Here is a 20987-nt window from a genome sequence, read left to right on the forward strand (position 1 = left end):
CCGCCGGCTCACTCTTCCAGCGGCCGCCGACGCAGCACCAGCAGTGCGGCCACGGCGAGCAGGCCGACCGCGGCGCCGAGCACCTCGGCGGCGGTGCTGAGGTCGGTGGCCAGCGCGAGGGCGCCCACCGCCACGACGGGCAGCGAGATGGCCACGTAGAGGACGACGAACAGGGTGGACACCACCTCCCCGGTCTGGCCCGGCGGGGCGGCCGCGCGCACGGACGCGACGCCGGCCCGGAAGGCGGTGCCGTGCCCGAGCCCGAGCAGGACCGCCGCCGTGACGAACACGGCGAGGTGCTCGGTCGCCAGGCCGGCGACGAGCAGCGCGGCGCCGACGGCCAGCACCGCGCTGCCGGAGGGCAGCGCCCGGCGCGCGGAGACGGGCCCGGTGGCCACCTGCGCCACGACGGACGCCAGGAAGGGCAGGCCCACGAGCGCGTTGGCGACGACGACGTCCCGGACGCCGAGCCCCTCGACGACCAGCCGCGGCGCGACCGCCGTGAAGAGACCGAAGACGGCGAAGCCGGCGAACCCGGCCGTGGCCGCGGGGACGAAGGCCCGGCGGACGGGCGGCGGCACCGACGGCCGCAGCAGGTGCGGCCGCCACGCCGCCACGGGGGCACGGCCCCGCGCGCTGCCCGCCGGGCGCTGCGACCCGGCGGTCTCCGGCTGCCACCACGTCACCAGGGCCGCGGGGACGAGCAGCAGGAGGTGCACGAGGTACGGCGCCCGCAGCGGTGCCAGCGAGGCCTCGGCGACCACGGCGGAGGCCACCGGCCCCAGACCGAGGCCGAGCACGTTGACGGCGGTGGCGGCCGACGTCGCCGCTCGCGACCAGGGGCGAGGGGCGACCTCGACGACCGCGGCCGTGGCCGTCCCCGTGAAGATCCCCGCGGACAGGCCCGAGAGGAGCCGCCCGGCGAACAGCAGCGCCAGGCCGTCGGCGACCAGGAAGCAGACGCCGCTGAGCGCGGCCGCCCCGATGCCGAGGAGCAGGAGCGGTCGGCGCCCCACCCGGTCGGACAGCTCGCCGAGGACGACCAGCGCCACCAGGACGCCGACGGCGTAGGAGGCGAAGAGCGTCGTCTGCACGAGGGGGCCGAAGCCGAGCTCCTCCTGGTAGCGCCCGTAGAGCGCCGTCGGCAGGGTCGCCCCCGCCATCACCAGCCCGAACACCAGCGCGGCGCCGACCAGCCGGGCGACCTGCGCGGGGGCCACGGCGTCCGTCGTCCCGCTGGTGCGCCCCGGGCTGCCGCTCGTCACGGGTCCACTGTGCGGCACGGGGCCGCCCCGGACGCACGGAGCCGGGCGCAGGCCGCCTCCAGCGGACCGGTGCGCCCGCTCGCCTCGCGGTGCCGCAGCACCGCGAGCACGCGGGCGGCGGCGACCTGCGCAGGCTCGTGCTCCCAGACGCGCAGCGGCAGCCAGCCCGCGGCCTGGAGGCCGAGGTCGGTGTCGCGGTCGCGCGCCACCACGCTCGCCAGCTTCTGCCGCCACCACTCACGGTTCGCGCGCGGCAGGTGGAGGTGCTGGGGGCAGGAGTGCCAGAAGCACCCGTCGACGAAGAGGGCGACGCGCTCGCCGCGCAGCAGGACGTCGGCCCGACGCCGGCGGTTGGTGCCCGGCGGGGCGGCGTCCACGACGAAGCGCAGACCGCGCCGGTGCAGCTCGCGCCGCAGCGCCACCTCGCAGCGGGTGTCGCGCCGCCGGTTCGCCCGCATCGTGCGCCGCGCCGCGGGGCTGGAGGGCGGCGGCGCCGCCGGGAGGACCTGCGTGCGGTACCCGACCGGTCGGGCGGCGGCGGCGTCCACGGCGGTCATCCGAGCACCGACCACCGACAGCGCGTGGAGCGTCGCCCCGGGGCAGGCATCCCGGGGCAGGCATCGCGGGGCAGGCGCCCGGGGAGCAGGCCGGGCGGACCGTCTACGGTCGCCGCCGTGGAGCGCTCCCCGACGACAGCGCAGCGGCGGCGCGCCGCCGCTGCGGCCGCCGCCCTGGCCGCCTCGGCCGCCGGTCGCGCGACGTGGGAGCAGGCCCGTGCGCTCCGCGACGTGCCCCCGGAGCTGCGGCGCGCGGCGATGCTCGTGTCGTTCGTCCTGCCCCCTCCCCCGCTGCTGGCGCTGGTCTCCTCCCTCCCGGTGCCCGCGGCGCCGGTGGTGGACGGCGTCGTCGTCGAGCGCCGGTCCGTGCCGGGCGCCGGCGGTCGGGACCCGGTCGAGGTCTGGGTCTACGAGCCCGTCGGGCGGACCCGGCCCTCGGGGGCCCTGCTCTGGATGCACGGCGGCGGCTACGTGCTCGGCCATCCGGTGATGGACCACGGCACCTGCAGCCGCGTCGCCCGCGACCTCGGCGTCCTCGTGGTGAGCGTGCGGTACTCCCTCGCCCCGGCGCGCCCCTTCCCCGCCGGGCTGGACGACGCCCGGGGGGTCCTGCGCTGGCTGCAGGAGAGGTCCGGCGACCTGGGCGTGGACCCCCGCCGCGTGGCGGTCGGCGGGGAGAGCGCCGGCGGGGGCCTCGCGGCCGCGCTGGCGCAGCAGGCCCGCGACACCGGCTCGCCGGTGGCGTTCCAGCTCCTCGTCTACCCCATGCTCGACGACCGCACCGCCCTCGACCGCGGGCGCTCGCGCACGCTCGTGTGGACGCCGCAGAGCAACCGCGTCGCCTGGGGCGCCTACCTCGGGCACCCGGTGGAGGACGGCGAGGACCGCCCGTACGCGGTAGCCGCCCGGCGCGAGGACCTCTCCGGTCTCCCGCCGGCGTGGATCGGCGTCGGGACGCCCGACCTCTTCCGCGACGAGGACGTCGCCTACGCCCACCGCCTGGAGGCAGCGGGGGTGCCGTGCCGGCTCGAGGTCGTGCCGGGCATGTACCACGGCGCCTGGTCCCTCGCCGCGGACGCCCCGCCGGTCGCCGCGCTGCGCGAGAGCGCGACCCGGGCCCTCGGACGCGCCCTGGGCGCACCGACGAGCGCCGGCTGAGCCACCGCGGACCGTCCGAGCCGCCCTGAGGACGCACGTCGCCCCGGCCCCCTCGGGGACCGGGGCGACCTGTCGGGCGGCCTCAGCTGCAGCCGGAGGTGCTGCCGCAGCCCTCGCAGACGTAGCAGCTGCCGGCGGGACGCATCTTCGTGCCGCAGGTGAAGCACATCGGCGCGTCCGTGGCCGTCCCCAGGGACTCCATCAGCTCGCTCGAGGAGTGGACCTCCACGGGCGCCTTCCGGGCCGAGGCCGCACCCGCCCCGGACTCGGTGATCTCCGGCGGCGCAGAGGCCACCGGGGCGGGCGACGACGAGCTCGCCGCGCGCGTGGTGTCCACCGAGTGCGAGACGGCGTCGAAGTCGTCCTGGTCGTCGGTGGGCGTGTACGAGCCCGTCTCCAGGTGGCGGGCCCGCTCGTCCGCCGTGTGGATGCCGAGGCCCGCGCGCGTCTCGAACGGCAGGTGGTCCAGGGCCAGGCGCCGGAACATGTAGTCCATGACCGACTGGCTCATGCGCACGTCCGGGTCGTCGGTCAGGCCGGCGGGCTCGAAGCGCATGTTCGTGAACTTCTCGACGTAGGTCTCCAGCGGCACCCCGTACTGCAGCGCCACCGAGATGGCGATGGAGAAGGCGTCCATGACCCCGGCGAGCGTCGACCCCTGCTTGCCGAGCTTGAGGAAGACCTCACCGAGGCCGGCGTCGGGGTAGGAGCCCGCCGTCAGGTAGCCCTCGGCGCCGCCCACGGAGAAGGACGTCGTGATGGACGGTCGCGACTTGGGCAGGCGGCGGCGCGTCGGGCGGTACTCGACGACCGGAGCCGCGACCTCGACGACCTCGTCCGCCTTGGCCGCCTTGCCGTCCCCGAGGGGCTGGCCGACCTTGCAGTTGTCGCGGTAGAGCGCGACCGCCTTGAGGCCGAGCTTCCACGACTGGAAGTAGGCGTCCTGGACCTCCTCCACCGTCGCGGTCTCCGGCAGGTTCACGGTCTTGGAGATGGCGCCGGACAGGAACGGCTGGCAGGCCGCCATCATCCGGATGTGCCCCATCGGGCGGATGGCCCGGGTGCCGATGGCGCAGTCGAAGACCTCGTAGTGCTCCGGGCGCAGGCCCGGGGCGTCGATCACGTGCCCGTTCTGGGCGATGTGCTCGACGATCGCCTCGACGGTCTCCTCGGCGTAGCCGAAGGCGAGCAGGGCGCGCGGGATCGTCTGGTTGACGATCTGCATGGACCCGCCGCCGACGAGCTTCTTGAACTTCACGAGGGAGAAGTCGGGCTCGATACCGGTCGTGTCGCAGTCCATCATGAAGCCGATGGTCCCGGTGGGCGCCAGGACGCTGGCCTGGCTGTTGCGCCAGCCGTTGGCCGCGCCGATCTCGTTGCCCTCGGCCCAGGTGCGCGTGGCGAGGCGGTGCACGTCGGCGTCGGTGCCGTGCAGCGTCCGGATCTCGTCGTTGGCCGCGGCGTGCTTGCGCATGATGCGCTGGTGGCCCTCGGCGTTGCGGGCGTACCCCTCGTAGGGGCCGACCACGCCGGCGAGCTCGGCGGAGCGCTTGTACGCCGCCCCCGTCATCAGCGAGGTGATGGACGCCGCCAGCGCCCGCCCGCCGTCGGAGTCGTACGCCAGGCCCGAGGCCATCAGCAGGGCGCCCAGGTTGGCGTAGCCGATGCCGAGCTGGCGGTAGGCGCGGGTCGTCTCGCCGATGGCCTCGGTGGGGAAGTCGGCGAAGCAGATGGAGATGTCCATCGCGGTGATGACCAGCTCGACCGAGCGGGCGAAGCGCTCGGCGTCGAAGGAGCCGTCCTCGCGCAGGAAGACCAGCAGGTTGAGGCTGGCCAGGTTGCAGCTGGAGTTGTCCAGGTGCATGTACTCCGAGCACGGGTTCGAGGCGTTGATGCGCCCGGACTCCGGGGAGGTGTGCCAGTCGTTGATGGTGTCGTCGTACTGCAGGCCCGGGTCGGCGCACGCCCAGGCGGCCTCGGCGATGGAGGACCACAGCTCGCGCGCGTCCACCTCCTCGACGACCTCGCCCGTGGTGCGCGCGCGCAGCCCGAAGGGCCGGCCCTCCTCGACGGCGCGCATGAACTCGTCGCTCACGCGGACCGAGTTGTTGGCGTTCTGGTACTGCACCGAGGTGATGTCCTCGCCGCCGAGGTCCATGTCGAAGCCGGCGTCGCGCAGCGCGCGGATCTTGTCCTCCTCGCGCGCCTTCGTCTGGACGAACTCGGCGATGTCGGGGTGGTCGACGTCGAGGACGACCATCTTCGCGGCCCGGCGCGTGGCGCCGCCGGACTTGATGGTCCCGGCCGAGGCGTCGGCGCCGCGCATGAAGGAGACGGGCCCGGAGGCCGTGCCGCCGGAGCCGCGCAGCAGCTCCTTGGACGAGCGGATGCGGGAGAGGTTCAGGCCCGCACCGGACCCGCCCTTGAAGATCATCCCCTCCTCGCGGTACCAGTTGAGGATCGAGTCCATCGAGTCGTCGACCGAGAGGATGAAGCAGGCCGAGACCTGCTGCGGGCTCGAGGTGCCGACGTTGAACCACACGGGGCTGTTGAACGAGAACACCTGGTGCAGCAGCATCCACGTGAGCTCGTGCTCGAAGACCTCGGCGTCGGCCTCGCTCGCGAAGTAGCCGTTCTCGCGACCTGCGCGGCCGTAGGTGAGCACGACCCGGTCGATGAGCTGGCGCAGCGACGTCTCGCGGTCGTCGCTGCCGACGGCGCCGCGGAAGTACTTCGTCGTGACGATGGTGGAGGCGTTCGCGCTCCAGGTGGCGGGGTACTCCACGCCGCGCTGCTCGAAGATCGTGGCGCCGGTCCTCCAGTTGGTCTGGACGACGTCGCGGCGCTCCCACTCCACCTCGTCGTAGGGGTGGCTCCCGGCGGTCGTGAACAGCCGCTCGACCGTCAGGCCCTTGCCCCGGCCTCCGCCCTTGCGGGCGGAGCGGGGGCGCGGCGTCGTCTCGGTCATGGGTCCTTCTTCCATCGCTGGGGCTCGTCGGTCGGGGCTCCTCGGGGGAGCCCGGGTGCATCGAGTTCTGGGAGGGCTGCGGGGCCTGGTGGGGGCGCCGCGCTTCCGTGGCGGTCAGGTCGCCTGGTCGGCTGTCGGCCGGTCGGGCACCTCGGGGGCGTGGTCGTCCGGGGCGGCCCCGGCGGCGTCGCGCTCGGCGCGCAGCACCGCGATGGCGGCCGCGAAGTCGTCCAGGGTGTCGAAGGCCTGGTAGACGGACGCGAAGCGCAGGTAGGCGACCTCGTCGAGCTGGCGGAGCGGCTCGAGCACCGCCACCCCCACCTCGTGGGCCTCGACCTCCGCCGCCCCGGCGGTCCGGATCGACTCCTCGACCTGCTGCGCCAGCAGCGCCAGGCGGTCCTCGGTCACCGGTCGGCCCTGGCAGGCCTTGCGGACCCCGGAGAGGACCTTCTCGCGGCTGAACGGCTCGGTGGTGCCCGACCGCTTGACGACGGTGAGGCTGGCGGCCTCCATGGTGGTGAAGCGACGCCCGCACTGCGGGCACTGGCGACGCCGACGGATGGCCGTGCCGTCGTCGGTGGCACGCGAGTCGACGACCCGCGAGTCGGGGTGCCGGCAGAAGGGGCAGTGCACGACGCGCCTCCTCCCGCGCCCGGCGCACCGGGGCGGACCTGCGCACGCGCGCGGGCACCGCGGCCCGGCCTCTCCAGCACGGGAGACCGTCGACCTCGGCACCCACAACCTGTGGACGAACCACAGCCGTGCGACCACCAGATGTTGGGGTTAACGCTATGTCGACGCGGACGCGCACGCAACCACCGGGCGTGTCGGCGTGGCACACCGGACCAGCCGGCCGCGCGGTCGCAGCTCGAGGCACGAGAGGTCGAGGGAGCACGTGCCCGAGCCTGGCGCCGACCACCGACAGCGGTGCCGACGAGCCGCGGTCGACGGGCCGGGGCCGACCCGCGTCGGACCCCGGCGCTGCAGCACGGGGGTCCGCACGCGGGGATCCGACGCGGGGGGTGCCTCAGCCGGTCAGCGCGTCCTGGACGGGGCCGATGGTGAAGTACAGGACGAAGGCTGCAGCCACCACCCACAGCAGCGGGTGGACGGTGCGCGCCCGCCCGCGGGCGACGGCGAGGAGCACGTAGGTGAGGAAGCCGGCCCCGATGCCCACCGTGATCGAGTAGCTGAACGGCATGAGCACGATGGTGAGGAAGGCGGGCAGGGCGATGCCGATGTCGTCCCACCGGATGCCCGTCACCTGGCTCATCATGAGGAAGCCGACGACGACGAGCGCCGGGCTGGCGGCCTCGTAGGGCACCAGGGAGACGAGCGGCGACGCCACCACGGCGACGAGGAAGGCAGCCCCCGTCACGACGCTGGCCAGCCCGGTGCGGGCGCCGTCCCCGACGCCCGCCGCCGACTCGACGAAGCTCGTGGCGCTCGAGGCGCTCGCCGCGCCGCCCGCGACCGCCGCCAGGGAGTCCACCAGCAGGATCCGCTGGCTGCCGACCGGGTTGCCCTCCTCGTCGAGCAGCCCGCCCTCGGCGCCGACGGCGACCATCGTGCCCATCGTGTCGAAGAAGTCGGCGACCACGAGCGTGAAGACGACCAGCACGGCCGTCACGACGCCCACCGCCGCGAAGGCGCCCAGGGGGTTCACCTGCCCCAGGAGGCTCAGGTCGGGCAGCCCCAGCCACTGCGCGGGCACCTGGGGCACCGAGAGCCCGAAGCCCGTGGGGTTGGGCTCGTCGCCGCCCGACTGGCCCCCGATGTCGAAGGCCGCCTGGAGGGCGAGGGCGAGCGCCGTGGCGACGACCACGCCGACGAGCAGGGCGCCGGGCACCCCGCGCGCCACGAGGACGATCGTGAGGAGGAGGCCGACGACGAAGACCACCGTCGGCCAGCCCCGCAGCGAGCCGCCGATGCCCAGCTCCAGGGGCGTGCCCCCGCCGACCGGGGAGCGGACGAAGCCGGCGTTGACGAGCCCGACGAGGGTAAGGAACAGGCCGATGCCGACGCTGGTGGCGATCTTCAGCTGGGCCGGCACCGCGCGCAGCACAGCGCGTCGGAAGCCCGTCAGGACGAGGACCAGGATGACGAGCCCCTCGAGCACCACCAGGCCCATGGCCATCGGCCACGTCATCCCGGGCAGGCTCGCGACCCCGTAGGCGATGAACGCGTTGAGGCCGAGCCCGGCCGCCAGCCCGAGCGGGAAGCGCGCGACGACGCCCATGAGGGCCGTCATGACGGCGGCGACGAGCGCGGTGACGGCCGCGACCGCCGGCAGGTTCGGCGCGTCGCCCCCACCGAGGTAGGTGCCGGTGGAGTCGGGCACCGTCCCGATGATGAGGGGGTTCAGCACGACGATGTAGGCCATCGCGACGAACGTCACGAGGCCACCGCGCACCTCGCGGGGCACCGTCGAGCCGCGTGCCGTGATCTCGAAGTACCGGTCGACCCGACCGAGGGGTCGCCCCGGTCCTCCGTCACGGTCGGTCGCGGCGTGCGGGTCGGTGCGGCTCATGCGTCCTCCGCGGGACGGGCCCGGGCCGCAGCGGAGCCGCGACCCGCGGCGGTGCTGGCGCTGGGCGGCGCTCACCTTGGCAGACGCCTGCCGCGTTCGGTCGCCCTGCCCGCCAGGTGGCGCGCGCCCCGCCGTCCGAGCTGCCCGTCACCGGCGTCGACACCTCCCGCGGGAGGAGGAGACGTCTCAGGCGGGGACGAGCAGCGAGTCCCCCACCGAGACCGCCGCCGACGACATCTCGTTCATCTCCTGGATGACCAGGACGACGTCGCGGACGTCCTCCCCGGGCACGGCCACCTCGTCCGCGATGGACCACAGCGTGTCGCCCGGGAGGACGACGACCTCGGCCTGCGTGGACACCGCCACCGCGGGAGCCCCGGAGGTGACGGGCGCCCCGGACGCGGCGGGCGCGGCGAGCGCCGCGGCGAGCAAGACCGTGGCCCCGACGAGCAGGAGCGTCGACACACCAAGGGTGGCGGCCAGCCGACCGCGCCGGGTCACGTGCAGCGGCCCCGGCACGGCCCTCTGCCGGCGGGCGGGGCGGGCACGACGCTCGGGAGCGGCCACGCGGGCGGGGGGCACCAGGACGAGATGCCGACGCCGGGTCGGTGCGCTCAGCGGCGGCAGCAGGACGAGTGCGCTCATGGAGACCTCCGGTGTGACCGCGGGCGGCGCCCGGCGGACGTGCGGGTCGAGGACGAGCCCGGCCGACAGGCGGGCGAGGAGCCCCGCTCTGTCGAACGTGCTTTCGATCGAACGTCTGTGCGATGTCTACCAGGGTGCCGGGCCGCCGTCCAGGTCGACGGCGCCGTCGGCCGTGCTCCCCGGGCGGCAGCACCTGCTCCTGCCCGACGTGCACACGCAAGCAGCGACCACCGACGACGACCGCTCTCCGGGCTCCTCGACCCGCCGCCCCTGGACCTGGAGGTCGCGGGCAGCCCCCCGCGACGCGTCACCCGCACGGCCGCGACACGCTCGAACAGGTGTTTGATCACGGTGGTGTCCGTCCCTAGGCTCGACGGGCACGGCGCGCGCAGGAGGGTGCACGCCGGCGCAGAGCTCAGGAGGCCACGTGGCGCGGCGCAGGGACGACGAGGACCAGGACCGCTCGCAGGCCCGGGGCGGGAGCGCTCCGGGCGGGGACGGCGGGAGCGCCGACGCGGCCGACGAGCGCGGCGGTGAGGTGGTCGAGCTGCCGGACGCCCCGGCGGTGGACGGGCTGACGCCGCGCCAGCGCAAGGTCCTGGAGTGCATCAGCGAGGCCGTGAGCCGTCGCGGCTACCCGCCGAGCATGCGCGAGATCGGCGAGGCGGTGGGCCTGACCAGCCCCTCGAGCGTCTCCCACCAGCTGGCGACGCTGCAGCGCAAGGGCTTCCTGCGCCGCGACCCGCGCAGGCCCCGGGCGATCGAGGTCGTCGTGCCGGGCACGCCGGCGGAGGTCTCCCCCGGCCCCTCCGACGGGCCCGGTCTGCACGTGGTCGGCAGCGCCGGGGTGGACGAGACGGGGTCGGGCGACGCGCGGCCCGCGGCGACGTACGTCCCCGTCGTCGGACGGATCGCCGCCGGCGGGCCGATCCTGGCCGAGCAGGCCGTCGAGGACGTCTTCCCCCTCCCCCGCCAGCTCGTCGGCGACGGCCAGCTCTTCCTCCTCAAGGTGGCCGGCGACTCGATGGTGGACGCCGCGATCTGCGACGGGGACTGGGTCGTCATCCGCCAGCAGCCGGTCGCCGAGAACGGCGAGGTCGTGGCCGCCATGATCGACGGCGAGGCCACGGTGAAGGTCTTCCAGCGCCGGGACGGCCACGTCCGGCTCCTCCCCCGCAACGACGCCTACGAGCCCATCCCGGGTGACGAGGCCGTGGTCCTGGGCCGCGTGGTGGCGGTCCTCCGCAGCGTCTGAGGAGGTCCCTCCACCGGATCGCGCGACGGGCGCCGAGCCGACGGTCGTCACCGACGACCGGGTGACGACCGCTCAGGGGGGTCGTGCGCGCCAGGGGCACGTCAGGCCCGTCGGCGCCGCGGGGCGTGAGCCCCGCGCGTCGACGGAGCCAGCGGCCCCGGCGCACGCGACCCACCCGTCCCAGCCGGAGCCCCGGCCCGAGCTGCCGCCCGATCGGCGAGGACTACGCGGCGCCCAGCGCCTCAGCCGCGACCTGGAGGTCTGCCACGAGGCCGGCGCGGGCCTCCTCGCGCTGGTCGTCCGGCGTCCGCAGGACGGCCGAGGGGTGGACGGTCGCGACGAAGCGCTTGAGCCCCCGGGAGGTCTCGCGCTCGAGGACGCGGCCCCGCTCCTTGGTCACGCGGAAGGCCGGGCCGAGCAGCGCTCGGCCGGCGGTGGCGCCGAGCACGACGACCACGTCGGGGTCGACGGCCGCCAGCTCGGCGGTCAGCCACGGCCGGCAGGCGGTCACGTGCCCCGCGTCCGGCGTGGCGTGGATGCGGCGGTTGCCCGGCGCCGTCTGGGTGAAGCGGAAGTGCTTCACGGCGTTGGTGACGTAGACGTCCTCGCGGGCGATGCCCGCCTCCTCCACCGCAGCCTGCAGCAGCCGCCCCGCGGGTCCGACGAAGGGGACGCCGCGCCGGTCCTCCTGGTCCCCGGGCTGCTCGCCGACGAGCGCCATGCGCCCGGTGGTCGCGCCGGCGGAGAACACGACCTGCGTGGCCGGCTCCCACAGCTCGCAGCCGCGGCACTCGCGGGCGGCCGAGCGCAGGTGCTCGACGTCGCGCTGCGCCGGGTCGTCGGGCACCCACTGGGCGGCGCCGGGGCGGTCGGGACGGGCGGCTGCGGGCATGTCGGCACGCTAGGTCCGGCCCCGCCCTCGCGCGCGTCGCCGGCCCGCGCCGTGCGCCGGCCCCCGTCCCTGCCACGGGCGGTCCCTCCCACGGGCGGTCTCAGCGCAGGGAGCCCGGCGCGCTCGACGTCCGCCTCGTCGTCCCGCAGGTGGGAGGGGCGCCGCACGGCTCCGGCGTGGCCGACGGCGGTCACCCCGGCTGCGCCAGGGCGGTGCCGTGGGGTCGGGCACCGTGGCGGCGGCCCGCCCGGCCGGCGGGAGTCCCAGTCCCTCGAGCACCGCGTCGGCGAGCACGGCGTCGTGGTCGTCGCGGACCTCCGCCACGTCGAGACCCTCGGAGAGCTCCGGCGCCGGCACGGCCCCGGCCCACGCCAGCCAGGTCGGCGAGACGTCGGGGCGCCGCGCGTCCCCGGCGAGGTGCGTGCCCGGCCCGCGGCAGGACGACGCGCGCTCCGTGGGGCGGCGACGCCGTCCCGGCTCCGACCGTCAGCGACCCCTGGGACCCGACCGCGACGCGCCCGACGGGGACGCCCACGAGGTCGGCGAACAGCGCCCGTGCCCGCGCCACGACGGCGTCCTACCCCGGCGCGCTCGCGCGACCGGCGACCCGGTCGTCGGGCGACGCCGCGAGCGCCGCGGGGACGGCGCGGCTGGGCAGTCCCGCGGTGGCGGCGTCGCAGCAGCCGGGGACGAAGGCGGCGCCTGCGGTGGCGAGGTGCGCGCGGCGATGCTGCCGCGCGCGCACCGGGCCGGGCTCACGGGCGGGGAGCCGCGCCGGCACGGGGCCGGCTCCCGCGGAGCGGGTCGCCGGACGTGGACGATGACCCCCGTGTCGACCGACCTGCGCACCTCACGCCTGCTCCTGCGGCGGTGGGCGCCCGCGGACCGGGCGCCCTTCGCGGCGCTGAACGCCGACGCCCGCGCCATGGAGCACTTCCCGGCTCCGCTGGACCGGACGGCCAGCGACGCGCTGGCCGACCGCGCTGACGCGCACCTCGCGGAGCACGGGTGGGGCCTGTGGGCCGTCGAGGTCGCCGACGGCGAGGACGCCGGGCGCTTCGCCGGCTTCACCGGCCTCGCGGTGCCGCGGTTCGAGGCCGCCTTCACCCCGTGCGTCGAGATCGGCTGGAGACTCACGCCCTGGTCCTGGGGCCGCGGCTACGCGACCGAGGCGGCACGCGCGGCCCTGGGCGTCGCGTTCGAGGACGTGGCGCTCGAGGAGGTCGTGTCCTTCACCGCGGCGACCAACACCCGCTCCCGCGCGGTCATGGAGCGGCTCGGCATGCGCCGGGACCCCGACGACGACTTCGACCACCCGAACCTGCCGCCCGGGCACCGGCTGCGCCGACACGTCCTCCACCGTCTGCCCGCCGGGGCCTGGCGCGCCCAGCAGCCGGGCCCCGCCCGCTGACGGGACGCCCGAGGCCGCCAGGGACCCGCGAGGCCTCGCCGGCTCCCGCGAGGGCACGGCCCTGGCGCCGGGACGGTGCAGGATCCCGGGTCAGGAGTCGCCGTCCTCCGCCTCCCGTGCGGCGGCGTCCAGGCGCCGCAGCGCGCCGAGGACGACCTCCTTGTCGCTCGTCGCCCACAGCGGCGGCAGGCTCGCCCGCAGGAAGCCCGCGTACCGCGCGGTCGCCAGCCGCGGGTCGAGCACCGCCACGACGCCCCGGTCGGCGGTCGAGCGCACGAGCCGGCCCGCGCCCTGGGCCAGCCGCAGGGCCGCGTGCTGCGCGGACACGGCGAGGAAGCCGTTGCCGCCGGCGCGAGCGACCGCCTCGGCGCGCGCCGAGAGCAGGGGGTCGTCCGGGCGCGGGAAGGGGATCCGGTCGATGGTGACGAGCTGGCACGACGGGCCCGGCACGTCGACGCCCTGCCACAGCGAGAGCGTGCCGACGAGGACGCTGCTCGGGTCGGCCGCGAACTCGCGCACCAGCGTGGGCGTGACGTCGTCCCCCTGGCACAGGACCGGCACGTCGAGGCGCTCGCGGAGCACCTCGGCGGCGGCCTCGGCAGCGCGGCGCGAGGAGAAGAGCCCGAGCGTGCGGCCGCCGGCGGCCCGGACCAGCTCGGTGACCTCGTCGACGACGGGTGTGCCCGCCCCCTCGCGCCCGGGCGCGGGCAGGTGCTTCGCGAGGTAGAGGATCCCCTGCCGGGGGTAGTCGAAGGGGCTGCCGACGTCGAGGCCGTCCCAGCTCGGGCCGGGCCCGGCCGCCTCCCCGTCGGCGGGCGGCTTCCCCAGGCCCACCGACTGGGCCGCTCCCGTGAACGTGCCGCCCGTGGTGAGGGTCGCCGAGGTGAGCACGACGGTCCGCTCGGCGAACAGCGCCTCGCGCAGCAGGCCGGCCACCTGCAGCGGTGCGACCTGCAGCATCCGCCGCCCCGCGGACGGCGTCGAGGACAGGTCCGAGACCGAGAGCCAGAGCACGTCGTGCTCGGAGCCCGCGGTCATGCGCTCGGCGACCTCGTGCACCTCGCCCACGGCCGCCTTGGCGACGGCGAGGGCTCCGGCGAGCGCCTCGGTCGGTCGCTCCCCCGGGGGCGGCTTGAGCTGCCCGACGAGCTCGCGGGCGGCGTCGCGCACGGAGCCGACCGCCAGGTGGACGAGCTCGGGCAGGCCGCGGGGGAAGCGCCCCTCCGGCACCTCGGCGAGCGCGACCCCCAGGTCCTCCCCCGCCGCGTCCAGGCGCGCGGTGTCGGACCCGGCCTGGCGCGCCCGGGTGGCCGCCGCCGCCACCGACGCCGCGGTCAGCTGGGCGGAGACCACGGAGGTCACCCGGTCGGCCAGCTCGTGCGCCTCGTCGACGACCAGCACCTCGTGCTCGGGCAGGATCGAGCGCCCCTCGAAGGCGTCGATGGCCAGCAGCGCGTGGTTGGTGACGACGACGTCGACCTCCCGGGCGCGCTCCCGGGCCCTCTCGCTGAAGCAGTCCTCCGCCTGCGGGCACCGGCTGGCGCCCAGGCACTCCCGCGCCGTGACGGCCAGCTGGCGCCAGGCGGTCTCGCTGACGCCGGGCACGAGGTCGTCGCGGTCGCCGGTCTTCGTGGTCGTGGCCCACTCGCGCAGCCGGACCACCTCGCGGCCGAGCCGGCTGGAGGCGCCTCCCGCGTTCACCGAGCGGCCGGGCAGGGGGGCGGGGGCGTCGAAGAGCGCGTCGTCCTCGGGGAAGCCCCCGTCGAGCTTGTGCACGCACAGGTGGTTGCCGCGGCCCTTGACGACCTGCCAGGTCAGGCGCCGCCCCAGCAGCGGCTCGAGGGCGTCCGCCAGGCGGGGGAGGTCGCGCGCCGCGACCTGGTTCTGCAGCGCCAGCGTGGCCGTCGAGACGACGACCGGCCGACGCGACTCGACCGCCCGCCGGGCCAGCGGCACGAGGTAGGCCAGGGACTTGCCGGTGCCGGTGCCGGCCTGGACGAGCAGGTGCTCCTTCGTGCGCAGCGCGGCGTCGACCGCGCGGGCCATCACGTGCTGGCCCTCCCGACGGCTGCCCCCCAGCGCCGCCACCGCCGAGGACAGGAGCGCGTCGACCTCGGCGGGCCCCGTGCCCTCCGACCCGCGAGCGCCCTCCGACCCGCGAGCGCCCTCCGACCCGCGAGCGCCCTCCGACCCGCGAGCGCCCTCCGACCCGCGAGAGACGCCCGTCCCCGCGGCGGCGGGCGCTGACGTCGGGGCCGACGGAGGTGCGCTGCTCACCGGTCGAGGGTAGGCGTCCGGCGAGCGCGACGACGCCCGCTCTCCACAGGGGGGAGCGGGCGTCGTCAGCCGCGGTCGGGCCGCGGTGCGGTGAGCCTCAGACGGCCGCGCCGTGCAGCTCGGCCGCCAGGTGCTCACCGACGCGGGCGCGCAGGTGCGTGCCCTCCCCGGTGTGCTCCTCGACGAGCACCTCGCCCGCGCTGTGCACCCTCGAGACGAGGTCTCCGCGCGTGTACGGGACGACGACGTCGACGTCGACGTCGGGGCGGGGCAGCCGCTCGGCGACCACGTCGAGGAGCGCGGTCAGCCCCTCCCCGGTGCGCGCGGACACCACCACGGCGCCCGGGAAGCGCGAGCGCAGGCGCGCGATCGCCTCGGGCGTCGCCGCGTCGCACTTGTTGAGCACGACGAGCTCGGGCACGTCGAGCGCGTCCACGTCCGCGAGCACCGTCCGCACCGCGGCGATCTGCCCCTCGGGGTCGACGTCGGAGGCGTCGACGACGTGGAGCACGAGGTCGGCGCCCCCGACCTCCTCCAGCGTCGAGCGGAAGGCCTCGACGAGCTGGGTGGGCAGGTGCCGGACGAACCCGACCGTGTCGGCGAGGACGTAGTCGCGCCCGTCCGGGGTCTGCGCCCGGCGCACGGCCGGGTCCAGGGTGGCGAACAGCGCGTCCTCGACGAGCACCCCGGCACCGGTGAGCCGGTTCAGCAGGCTGGACTTGCCGGCGTTGGTGTACCCGGCGATGGCGACCGACGGCACGCCGCCGGCCAGGCGCCGCGAGCGCTTGGTCTCCCGCGCGGGCGCCATCTCGCGGATCTGGCGGCGCAGGCGGGCCATCCGGGTGCGGATGCGCCGGCGGTCCAGCTCGATCTTCGTCTCACCGGGGCCGCGGGAGCCGATGCCGGCACCGGCGGCCACGCGGCCACCCGCCTGGCGGGACATCGACTCGCCCCAGCCGCGCAGGCGCGGCAGCAGGTACTCCAGCTGCGCCAGCTCGACCTGGGCCTTGCCCTCCTTGGACTTCGCGTGCTGGGCGAAGATGTCGAGGATCAGCGCGGTCCGGTCGATGACCTTGACCCCGACGATGTCCTCGAGCCCGCGCCGCTGGGACGGGGAGAGCTCGCCGTCGCAGATGACGGTGTCGGCCTCGGTCGCCGCGACGATGCCCTTGAGCTCGCCCGCCTTGCCCGAGCCCAGGAAGGTCGCGGGGTCGGGCGTCGGGCGACGCTGCAGGACGCCGTCGAGGACGGCCGAGCCAGCGGTCTCGGCCAGCGCCGCCAGCTCGCGCAAGGAGGCCTCGGCCTCCTCCGCGCTGGCCGACGTCCACAGGCCGGCGAGGACGACGCGCTCGAGGCGCAGCTGCCGGTACTCGACCTCGGTGACGTCCTGGAGCTCGGAGGAGTGGCTGCCGAGCCCGCCGACGCGGCGCAGGGCCTGGCGCTCGGCGAGGTCCAGCTGGTCGCCGTCGAAGGTCGACTCGGTCGGCGCCGAGGACGAGCCGTGGCGCGAGAGGATCCGCGTGACGGCGTCGGCGCGGGAGGTCGGCGACCCCTCGGCGCCGCCCTCGACCGCCGGCGGGAGCTCGCGCTCGCGCTCGACGGCGGCCTCGCTGCGGACGTCGGTGTCGGTGGCGGGTCGGGCGGGCGTGGTCGACGTGGTGGGGGTCATGGTCTCCTGCGGAGGGGTCGGGCGGCTCGGAGGACACCGGGCCGGAGCGGCACGAGGGCCACTGTCGCAGTCAACGGCGGCGCCGACGAGGGGATTCCGCGCGGTACGGGCGCAGGCGCGCCCGCCGGGTAGCGTCCGGCGGGTGAGCGGCGCCCAGCAGGACCCGGACGACCAGGAGCCGACCCCGGCGGAGTCGGCCCAGCACTACTTCACCGGCCGGCTGGCGAGCCGGCCCGCCGGCGAGGACGAGCGGGAGCTGCGCGAGGTCCGCCTGCGCGGTCGCGAGGTGGAGGTCGAGACCGCGCCGGGGGTCTTCAGCGCCGGTCGCCTCGACCTCGGCACCCGCGTCCTGCTGCGGGAGGCGCCCACCCCGCCCGCCTCGGGGGACCTGCTGGACCTGGGCTGCGGCTGGGGCGCCCTGTCCCTGGCGATGGCGACCGAGGCGCCGGACGCCGTGGTCTGGGCGGTGGACGTCAGCGCCCGGGCCCTGGACCTGACCCGCCGCAACGCCGAGCGCCTCGGGCTCCCGGGGGTGCGGGCGGTCCTGCCCGAGGACGTCCCCGACGACGTCGTCCTCGCGGCGCTGTGGTCGAACCCGCCGATCCGCGTGGGCAAGGACGCGCTCCACGAGCTGCTGTCGACCTGGCTGCCCCGCCTCGCGCCGGGCGCCGACGCCCACCTGGTCGTCCAGCGCAACCTCGGCGCCGACTCACTCCAGGCGTGGATGTCCGCCCACCTCGGCTCGGTCGTGACCACGTCCCGCGCGGGCAGCGCCAAGGGCTTCCGCGTGCTGCGCTCCCACCGGCTCCCCGGCGCGGCGACGGACGGCGCGCCCGTCGGCTGACCGGCTCCCCCGTCGGCCGGGGCCCGAGCCCTGCGGAGAGGTGGCCGCGTCGTCAGCGCCCGACGACGCGGCGCCGCCGGCGCGAGAGCTCCAGCGCGTGCAGCAGGGCGTCGCGGCGAGCAGCCCGGTCGCTGCCGTCGCGCGGTGCCGGGACCTCCGCAGTGACGGTCCGCACGAGCTCGCGACGGACCACCTGGGTGCTGCGCCCGGGAGCGACGACGCGGCGTCCCACCGGCGGAGCCGGCGGCGCCAGGACCGGCCCGCCTCCCGCGACCCCGACCGCGCGAGACCTCTCCTGCACCACGCCGACCACGCCCCCTCTGCTGCTCGCACCGGCCCCCCCGGTGCGGCGACGCCCTGCGCCTGGAGACACCTCAGCACCTCTGGGTGACGTTCCGTGGCAGATCGTCATCACGATCTGGTCACTCCCCGGAGACGTGCCGCGGTCGTCGCCCGTTCGGGTGACCGGGGGCAGGACGGGCCGGCGTGCGCCGGGTGGACGCGCCGTCCCGGGGGCGACCGACGGGGCGGGTGCGGCGGTGGCGGGGTCTGCTCAGGCGAGGACGCCGTCGGCGACGAGCTCCGCCGGCCCCGCCAGCTCGACGCGCCCGCCGGGCAGCGCCCGCACGCGCAGGCGCCCACCGGGCACGGCCACCTGCCACACGTCCGGGGAGTCGGCCCCGGCCCAGAGGCGGACGGCGAGCGCGGCGGCGCACGCGCCCGTCCCGCAGGAGCGGGTCTCGCCGACGCCGCGCTCGGAGACGCGCATCAGCAGGGCCCCGACGCCCGGCTCGGGCGCGTCGAGGGGGACGACGATCTCGACGTTGGCGCCCTGCTCGGGCACCGGCTCCACGACGGGCGCCTCGACCAGGTCGGCGGCCTCCAGCTCGGCGCGCCCGGTCAGCGCGACGACGACGTGGGGGTTGCCGAGGTCCATCGACAGGCCGGGCCGCGGCACGCCGTCCAGGCCGCGCACCCCCACGGTCGTGTCGAAGCCGTCGGCGACCGCGGCGTCCCCGCCGGGCACCGTCCACGGGCCCATGTCGACCGCGAACCAGCCGGGCCGGCCCTCGTCGTCGAGGGCGGCGCTCACGCGCTTGACGCCGGAGCGGGTGCCCACGGCGAGCTCGCGCCCGTCGGCGAGCTCGGCCGCGTCCACGAGCCCCTCGCGCAGCAGGTGCGCCACGAGGACGCGGACGCCGTTGCCGCACATCTGGGCCGCGGTGCCGTCGGCGTTGCGGTAGTCCATGAACCACGTGGCCGCCGGGTCCTCCGCGAGCGCCGCCGCCCCCTCGGGCAGGGCGTCGCTGCGCACAGCGCGGATCAGCCCGTCGCCGCCGACGCCGGCCCGGCGGTCGCAGAGCCGGCGGACGTCGGCGTCGGAGAGCGCCAGGGCGCCGTCGGGGTCCGTGACGAGGACGAAGTCGTTCTCCGTGCCGTGGCCCGTGGTGAAGCGCAGGCCCGCCAGGCGTCCTGCGCCCGGCGCCTCGGGACCCCGCGCAGGGGGCTGCGGGGCGCTGCGGGACGTGGCCTGGGGGTCCGCCGGGGTGCTCACGGGCCCGAGGCTACGCACCGCGGGGCACCCGGCGAGCCGGCCGCAGGACTCCCGCCGTCTCCGGTCAGGCGCGCTGGTGCACGACCGCCAGCGCGCGGGCGAGCAGGTCCGCCGCGGCGGCGCCGGCGGGCGCGTCGGGGTCGACGTCCAGCCAGTGCAGGCGCGGGTCGCGGCGGAACCAGCTCTCCTGGCGGCGGGCGAACCGGCGCGTGGCCGCCGCCGTGGCCACCAGCGCGTCCTCCAGCGAGCACTCCCCCGCCAGGTGGTCGAGCACCTGCGCGTAGCCGAGCGCGCGCGAGGCCGTCCGCCCCTCGCGCAGCCCCTGCTGCTCGAGCGCGCGCACCTCCTCGACCAGGCCGGCGTCCGCCATCCGGCGCACCCGCAGGTCCACGCGCGAGTACAGCGCGGCCCGCGGCAGGCGCAGCCCCAGCTGGACGACGGGCTCGACGCCCGGCGGGTGCTCGTACCGCGGCATCGTGGCGCTGAAGGGACGACCCGTCACCTCGACGGCCTCCAGCGCCCGCACGACGCGCCGCTCGTTGGCCGCCGGGATGGACGCCGCGGCCGCCGGGTCGAGCGCGGCCAGACGGGCGTGCAGGGCGGCGCTGCCGACGCGGGCGGCCTCGGCCTCCCACCGCGCCCGCACCACCGGGTCCGTCCCGGGGAAGTCCAGGGCGTCCAGGACGGCGCGCACGTACAGGCCGCTGCCGCCGACCAGCACCGGCACGAGCCCGCGGGCGCGCACGTCGGCGACGGCCGCGCGCGCCGCGCCCTGGTAGGCGAAGACGCTCGCGTCGTCGCGCAGGTCGAGGACGTCGAGCAGGTGGTGCGGGACGCCCCGCCGCTCGGCGACGGACAGCTTCGCCGTGCCCACGTCCATGCCGCGGTAGAGCTGCGAGGCGTCGGCGTTGACGACCTCGCCCCCCAGGGCCAGCGCGAGCGCTGTCCCCAGGTCGGACTTGCCCGTCGCGGTCGGCCCCACGACCGCCACGAGCGGCGGCTGGGCGCCCCCCGGGACCTCCGCGCTCACCGCAGGACCCTCCCACAGGGACCCGACGGCGCACCGGGGCCGCCCCGTGGCCGGTCGCCCGCCGGGCCCGGGTCACCGACGGCATCCCCGCAGGTGCGGGCGGTGCGCCGGGGCGGTGGTTGGATCGACGGCGATGAGTCCCCTCGAGTTCGCCCTGCTGGTGCTCGCGGGCGTCGGGGGCGGGCTCGTCGGCTCGGTCGTCGGCCTCGCCTCGCTCGTCACCTACCCCGCGCTGCTGGCCGCCGGTCTCGCGCCGGTCACCGCCAACGTCACGAACACCGTGGCCCTGGTCGCCTCGGGCGTCGGCTCGGCGCTCAGCTCCCGTCCCGAGCTCAGCGGCCAGCGGGCGCGGCTGGTGCGGCTCGCGCCCGTCTTCGCCGTGGGCGGTCTGGCGGGTGCGGTGCTGCTCGTGACGACGCCGGGCGAGGTCTTCGAGCGCGTCGTGCCGTTCCTCGTCGGCGGGGCGTCGGTGCTCATGCTGCTCCAGCCCCGCCTGCGGGCCCTGATGCGCCGCCCCGCCGCCCCCGACGACGCGCCCGAGTCACGGCTCGCCCTGGGCGGCCTGTTCCTCGTCGCGGTCTACGGCGGCTACTTCGGCGCCGCGGCCGGCGTGATCATCCCGGTGCTGCTGGGCTTCGTCCTCGACACGACGATCCAGCGCCTGGTGGCGCTGAAGAACATCCTGCTGATGGTCAGCAACCTCGTCGCGGCGGCGCTCTTCCTCGCCCTCGGGATGGTCGACCTGCTCGCGGCCCTGCCGCTCGCCCTGGGGATCCTCGTCGGCGGCTGGGTCGGGCCGATCGTCGCCCGGCACCTGCCGCAGACGCTGCTTCGGGCCGTCATCGGCGTCGCCGGCCTCGGCCTCGCCGTGCGGCTGTGGGTGACCGCCGGCTGACGGCGCGTCCCGCTTGCGGCAGGACGGCGCCAGCGG

At 76.7% G+C, this 20987-nt stretch carries 17 protein-coding genes; 5 read left to right on the plus strand and 12 right to left on the minus strand.

Going from position 1 to position 20987, the window contains the following annotated elements; genetic code table 11:
• Window positions 1-8: 8 nt before the first annotated feature.
• Together Q0848_RS03450 and Q0848_RS03455 are read right to left on the minus strand one after the other, a co-directional pair.
• Window positions 9-1265, minus strand: a complete 1257-nt coding sequence (locus tag Q0848_RS03450) for an MFS transporter (RefSeq protein WP_299034834.1) — start codon at window positions 1263-1265, stop codon at window positions 9-11.
• Window positions 1262-1723, minus strand: a complete 462-nt coding sequence (locus tag Q0848_RS03455) for a very short patch repair endonuclease (protein ID WP_366146409.1) — start codon at window positions 1721-1723, stop codon at window positions 1262-1264. The genes Q0848_RS03450 and Q0848_RS03455 overlap by 4 nt, the downstream gene beginning before the upstream one ends.
• Window positions 1724-1939: 216 nt before the next feature.
• Here Q0848_RS03455 and Q0848_RS03460 point away from each other — a divergent pair, with 216 nt between their 5' ends.
• Window positions 1940-2980, plus strand: a complete 1041-nt coding sequence (locus Q0848_RS03460; RefSeq protein ID WP_299034840.1) for an alpha/beta hydrolase — start codon at window positions 1940-1942, stop codon at window positions 2978-2980.
• Window positions 2981-3062: 82 nt separating this feature from the next.
• Here Q0848_RS03460 and Q0848_RS03465 read toward each other — a convergent pair whose 3' ends face one another.
• The 4 genes from Q0848_RS03465 to Q0848_RS03480 form a co-directional block, all read right to left on the minus strand.
• On the minus strand, window positions 3063-5948 hold the full coding sequence (locus Q0848_RS03465; RefSeq protein ID WP_299034844.1) for a vitamin B12-dependent ribonucleotide reductase: 2886 nt from the start codon (window positions 5946-5948) through the stop codon (window positions 3063-3065).
• Between the two features lie 114 nt (window positions 5949-6062).
• On the minus strand, window positions 6063-6581 hold the full coding sequence (nrdR, locus tag Q0848_RS03470; protein WP_299034847.1) for a transcriptional regulator NrdR: 519 nt from the start codon (window positions 6579-6581) through the stop codon (window positions 6063-6065).
• Window positions 6582-6975: 394 nt separating this feature from the next.
• A complete protein-coding gene (locus Q0848_RS03475; RefSeq protein WP_299034852.1) occupies window positions 6976-8478 on the minus strand; it encodes an NCS2 family permease in 1503 nt (500 codons plus the stop codon).
• A 186-nt stretch (window positions 8479-8664) separates the two neighbouring features.
• Window positions 8665-9123, minus strand: coding sequence for a LysM peptidoglycan-binding domain-containing protein (locus Q0848_RS03480; RefSeq protein WP_299034854.1), 459 nt, complete (start codon window positions 9121-9123; stop codon window positions 8665-8667).
• 538 nt (window positions 9124-9661) lie between these two features.
• On the opposite strand from Q0848_RS03480, the gene lexA reads away from it, so the two are divergent.
• Window positions 9662-10378, plus strand: coding sequence for a transcriptional repressor LexA (lexA, locus tag Q0848_RS03485; RefSeq protein WP_366146410.1), 717 nt, complete (start codon window positions 9662-9664; stop codon window positions 10376-10378).
• 223 nt (window positions 10379-10601) lie between these two features.
• Here the strand turns inward: lexA and Q0848_RS03490 are convergent, their stop codons facing one another.
• Window positions 10602-11270, minus strand: coding sequence for a UdgX family uracil-DNA binding protein (locus Q0848_RS03490; RefSeq protein WP_299034859.1), 669 nt, complete (start codon window positions 11268-11270; stop codon window positions 10602-10604).
• Window positions 11271-12090: 820 nt separating this feature from the next.
• Between Q0848_RS03490 and Q0848_RS03495 the strand changes: the two genes are divergently transcribed.
• Window positions 12091-12681: a GNAT family N-acetyltransferase gene (locus tag Q0848_RS03495; RefSeq protein WP_299034862.1), complete on the plus strand. Its 591-nt coding sequence runs from the start codon at window positions 12091-12093 to the stop codon at window positions 12679-12681.
• Window positions 12682-12771: 90 nt separating this feature from the next.
• Here the strand turns inward: Q0848_RS03495 and Q0848_RS03500 are convergent, their stop codons facing one another.
• Both Q0848_RS03500 and hflX read right to left on the minus strand, forming a co-directional pair.
• Entirely contained in the window at window positions 12772-14769 is a 1998-nt protein-coding gene (locus Q0848_RS03500; RefSeq protein ID WP_366146411.1) for an ATP-dependent DNA helicase, read from the minus strand.
• A 286-nt stretch (window positions 14770-15055) separates the two neighbouring features.
• Window positions 15056-16627 carry a GTPase HflX gene (hflX, locus tag Q0848_RS03505; RefSeq protein WP_299034868.1) on the minus strand — a complete coding sequence of 524 codons (1572 nt, stop codon included), beginning with the start codon at window positions 16625-16627 and terminating at the stop codon, window positions 15056-15058.
• Between the two features lie 142 nt (window positions 16628-16769).
• On the opposite strand from hflX, the gene Q0848_RS03510 reads away from it, so the two are divergent.
• On the plus strand, window positions 16770-17471 hold the full coding sequence (locus Q0848_RS03510) for a class I SAM-dependent methyltransferase (protein ID WP_299034870.1): 702 nt from the start codon (window positions 16770-16772) through the stop codon (window positions 17469-17471).
• 52 nt (window positions 17472-17523) lie between these two features.
• Here Q0848_RS03510 and Q0848_RS03515 read toward each other — a convergent pair whose 3' ends face one another.
• From Q0848_RS03515 to miaA, 3 genes are all read right to left on the minus strand, one after another.
• Window positions 17524-17703 carry a hypothetical protein gene (locus Q0848_RS03515; protein WP_299034872.1) on the minus strand — a complete coding sequence of 60 codons (180 nt, stop codon included), beginning with the start codon at window positions 17701-17703 and terminating at the stop codon, window positions 17524-17526.
• A gap of 321 nt (window positions 17704-18024) precedes the next feature.
• Window positions 18025-18939, minus strand: coding sequence for a diaminopimelate epimerase (gene dapF, locus Q0848_RS03520; RefSeq protein ID WP_366146412.1), 915 nt, complete (start codon window positions 18937-18939; stop codon window positions 18025-18027).
• Between the two features lie 151 nt (window positions 18940-19090).
• Window positions 19091-20056, minus strand: a complete 966-nt coding sequence (gene miaA / locus Q0848_RS03525; RefSeq protein ID WP_299034878.1) for a tRNA (adenosine(37)-N6)-dimethylallyltransferase MiaA — start codon at window positions 20054-20056, stop codon at window positions 19091-19093.
• Between the two features lie 133 nt (window positions 20057-20189).
• Here miaA and Q0848_RS03530 point away from each other — a divergent pair, with 133 nt between their 5' ends.
• The gene (locus Q0848_RS03530) at window positions 20190-20951 is read left to right on the plus strand and encodes a sulfite exporter TauE/SafE family protein (RefSeq protein WP_299034881.1); all 762 of its coding nucleotides are present in this window, start codon (window positions 20190-20192) and stop codon (window positions 20949-20951) included.
• Window positions 20952-20987 lie beyond the last annotated feature (36 nt).

The sequence above is a fragment of the uncultured Pseudokineococcus sp. genome (assembly GCF_947495735.1).
In the GTDB taxonomy this organism is placed as follows: Bacteria; Actinomycetota; Actinomycetes; order Actinomycetales; family Quadrisphaeraceae; genus Pseudokineococcus.

Excerpts from the sequence above, each read along its gene's own strand:
- Q0848_RS03480 (WP_299034854.1), bottom strand. The coding sequence starts at position 9,123 with ATGAGCGCACTCGTCCTGCTGCCGCCGCTGAGCGCACCGACCCGGCGT.
- Q0848_RS03490 (WP_299034859.1), bottom strand. The coding sequence starts at position 11,270 with ATGCCCGCAGCCGCCCGTCCCGACCGCCCCGGCGCCGCCCAGTGGGTG.
- hflX (WP_299034868.1), bottom strand. The coding sequence starts at position 16,627 with ATGACCCCCACCACGTCGACCACGCCCGCCCGACCCGCCACCGACACC.
- Q0848_RS03495 (WP_299034862.1), top strand. The coding sequence starts at position 12,091 with ATGACCCCCGTGTCGACCGACCTGCGCACCTCACGCCTGCTCCTGCGG.
- Q0848_RS03475 (WP_299034852.1), bottom strand. The coding sequence starts at position 8,478 with ATGAGCCGCACCGACCCGCACGCCGCGACCGACCGTGACGGAGGACCG.
- Q0848_RS03455 (WP_366146409.1), bottom strand. The coding sequence starts at position 1,723 with ATGCGGGCGAACCGGCGGCGCGACACCCGCTGCGAGGTGGCGCTGCGG.
- Q0848_RS03530 (WP_299034881.1), top strand. The coding sequence starts at position 20,190 with ATGAGTCCCCTCGAGTTCGCCCTGCTGGTGCTCGCGGGCGTCGGGGGC.
- Q0848_RS03465 (WP_299034844.1), bottom strand. The coding sequence starts at position 5,948 with ATGACCGAGACGACGCCGCGCCCCCGCTCCGCCCGCAAGGGCGGAGGC.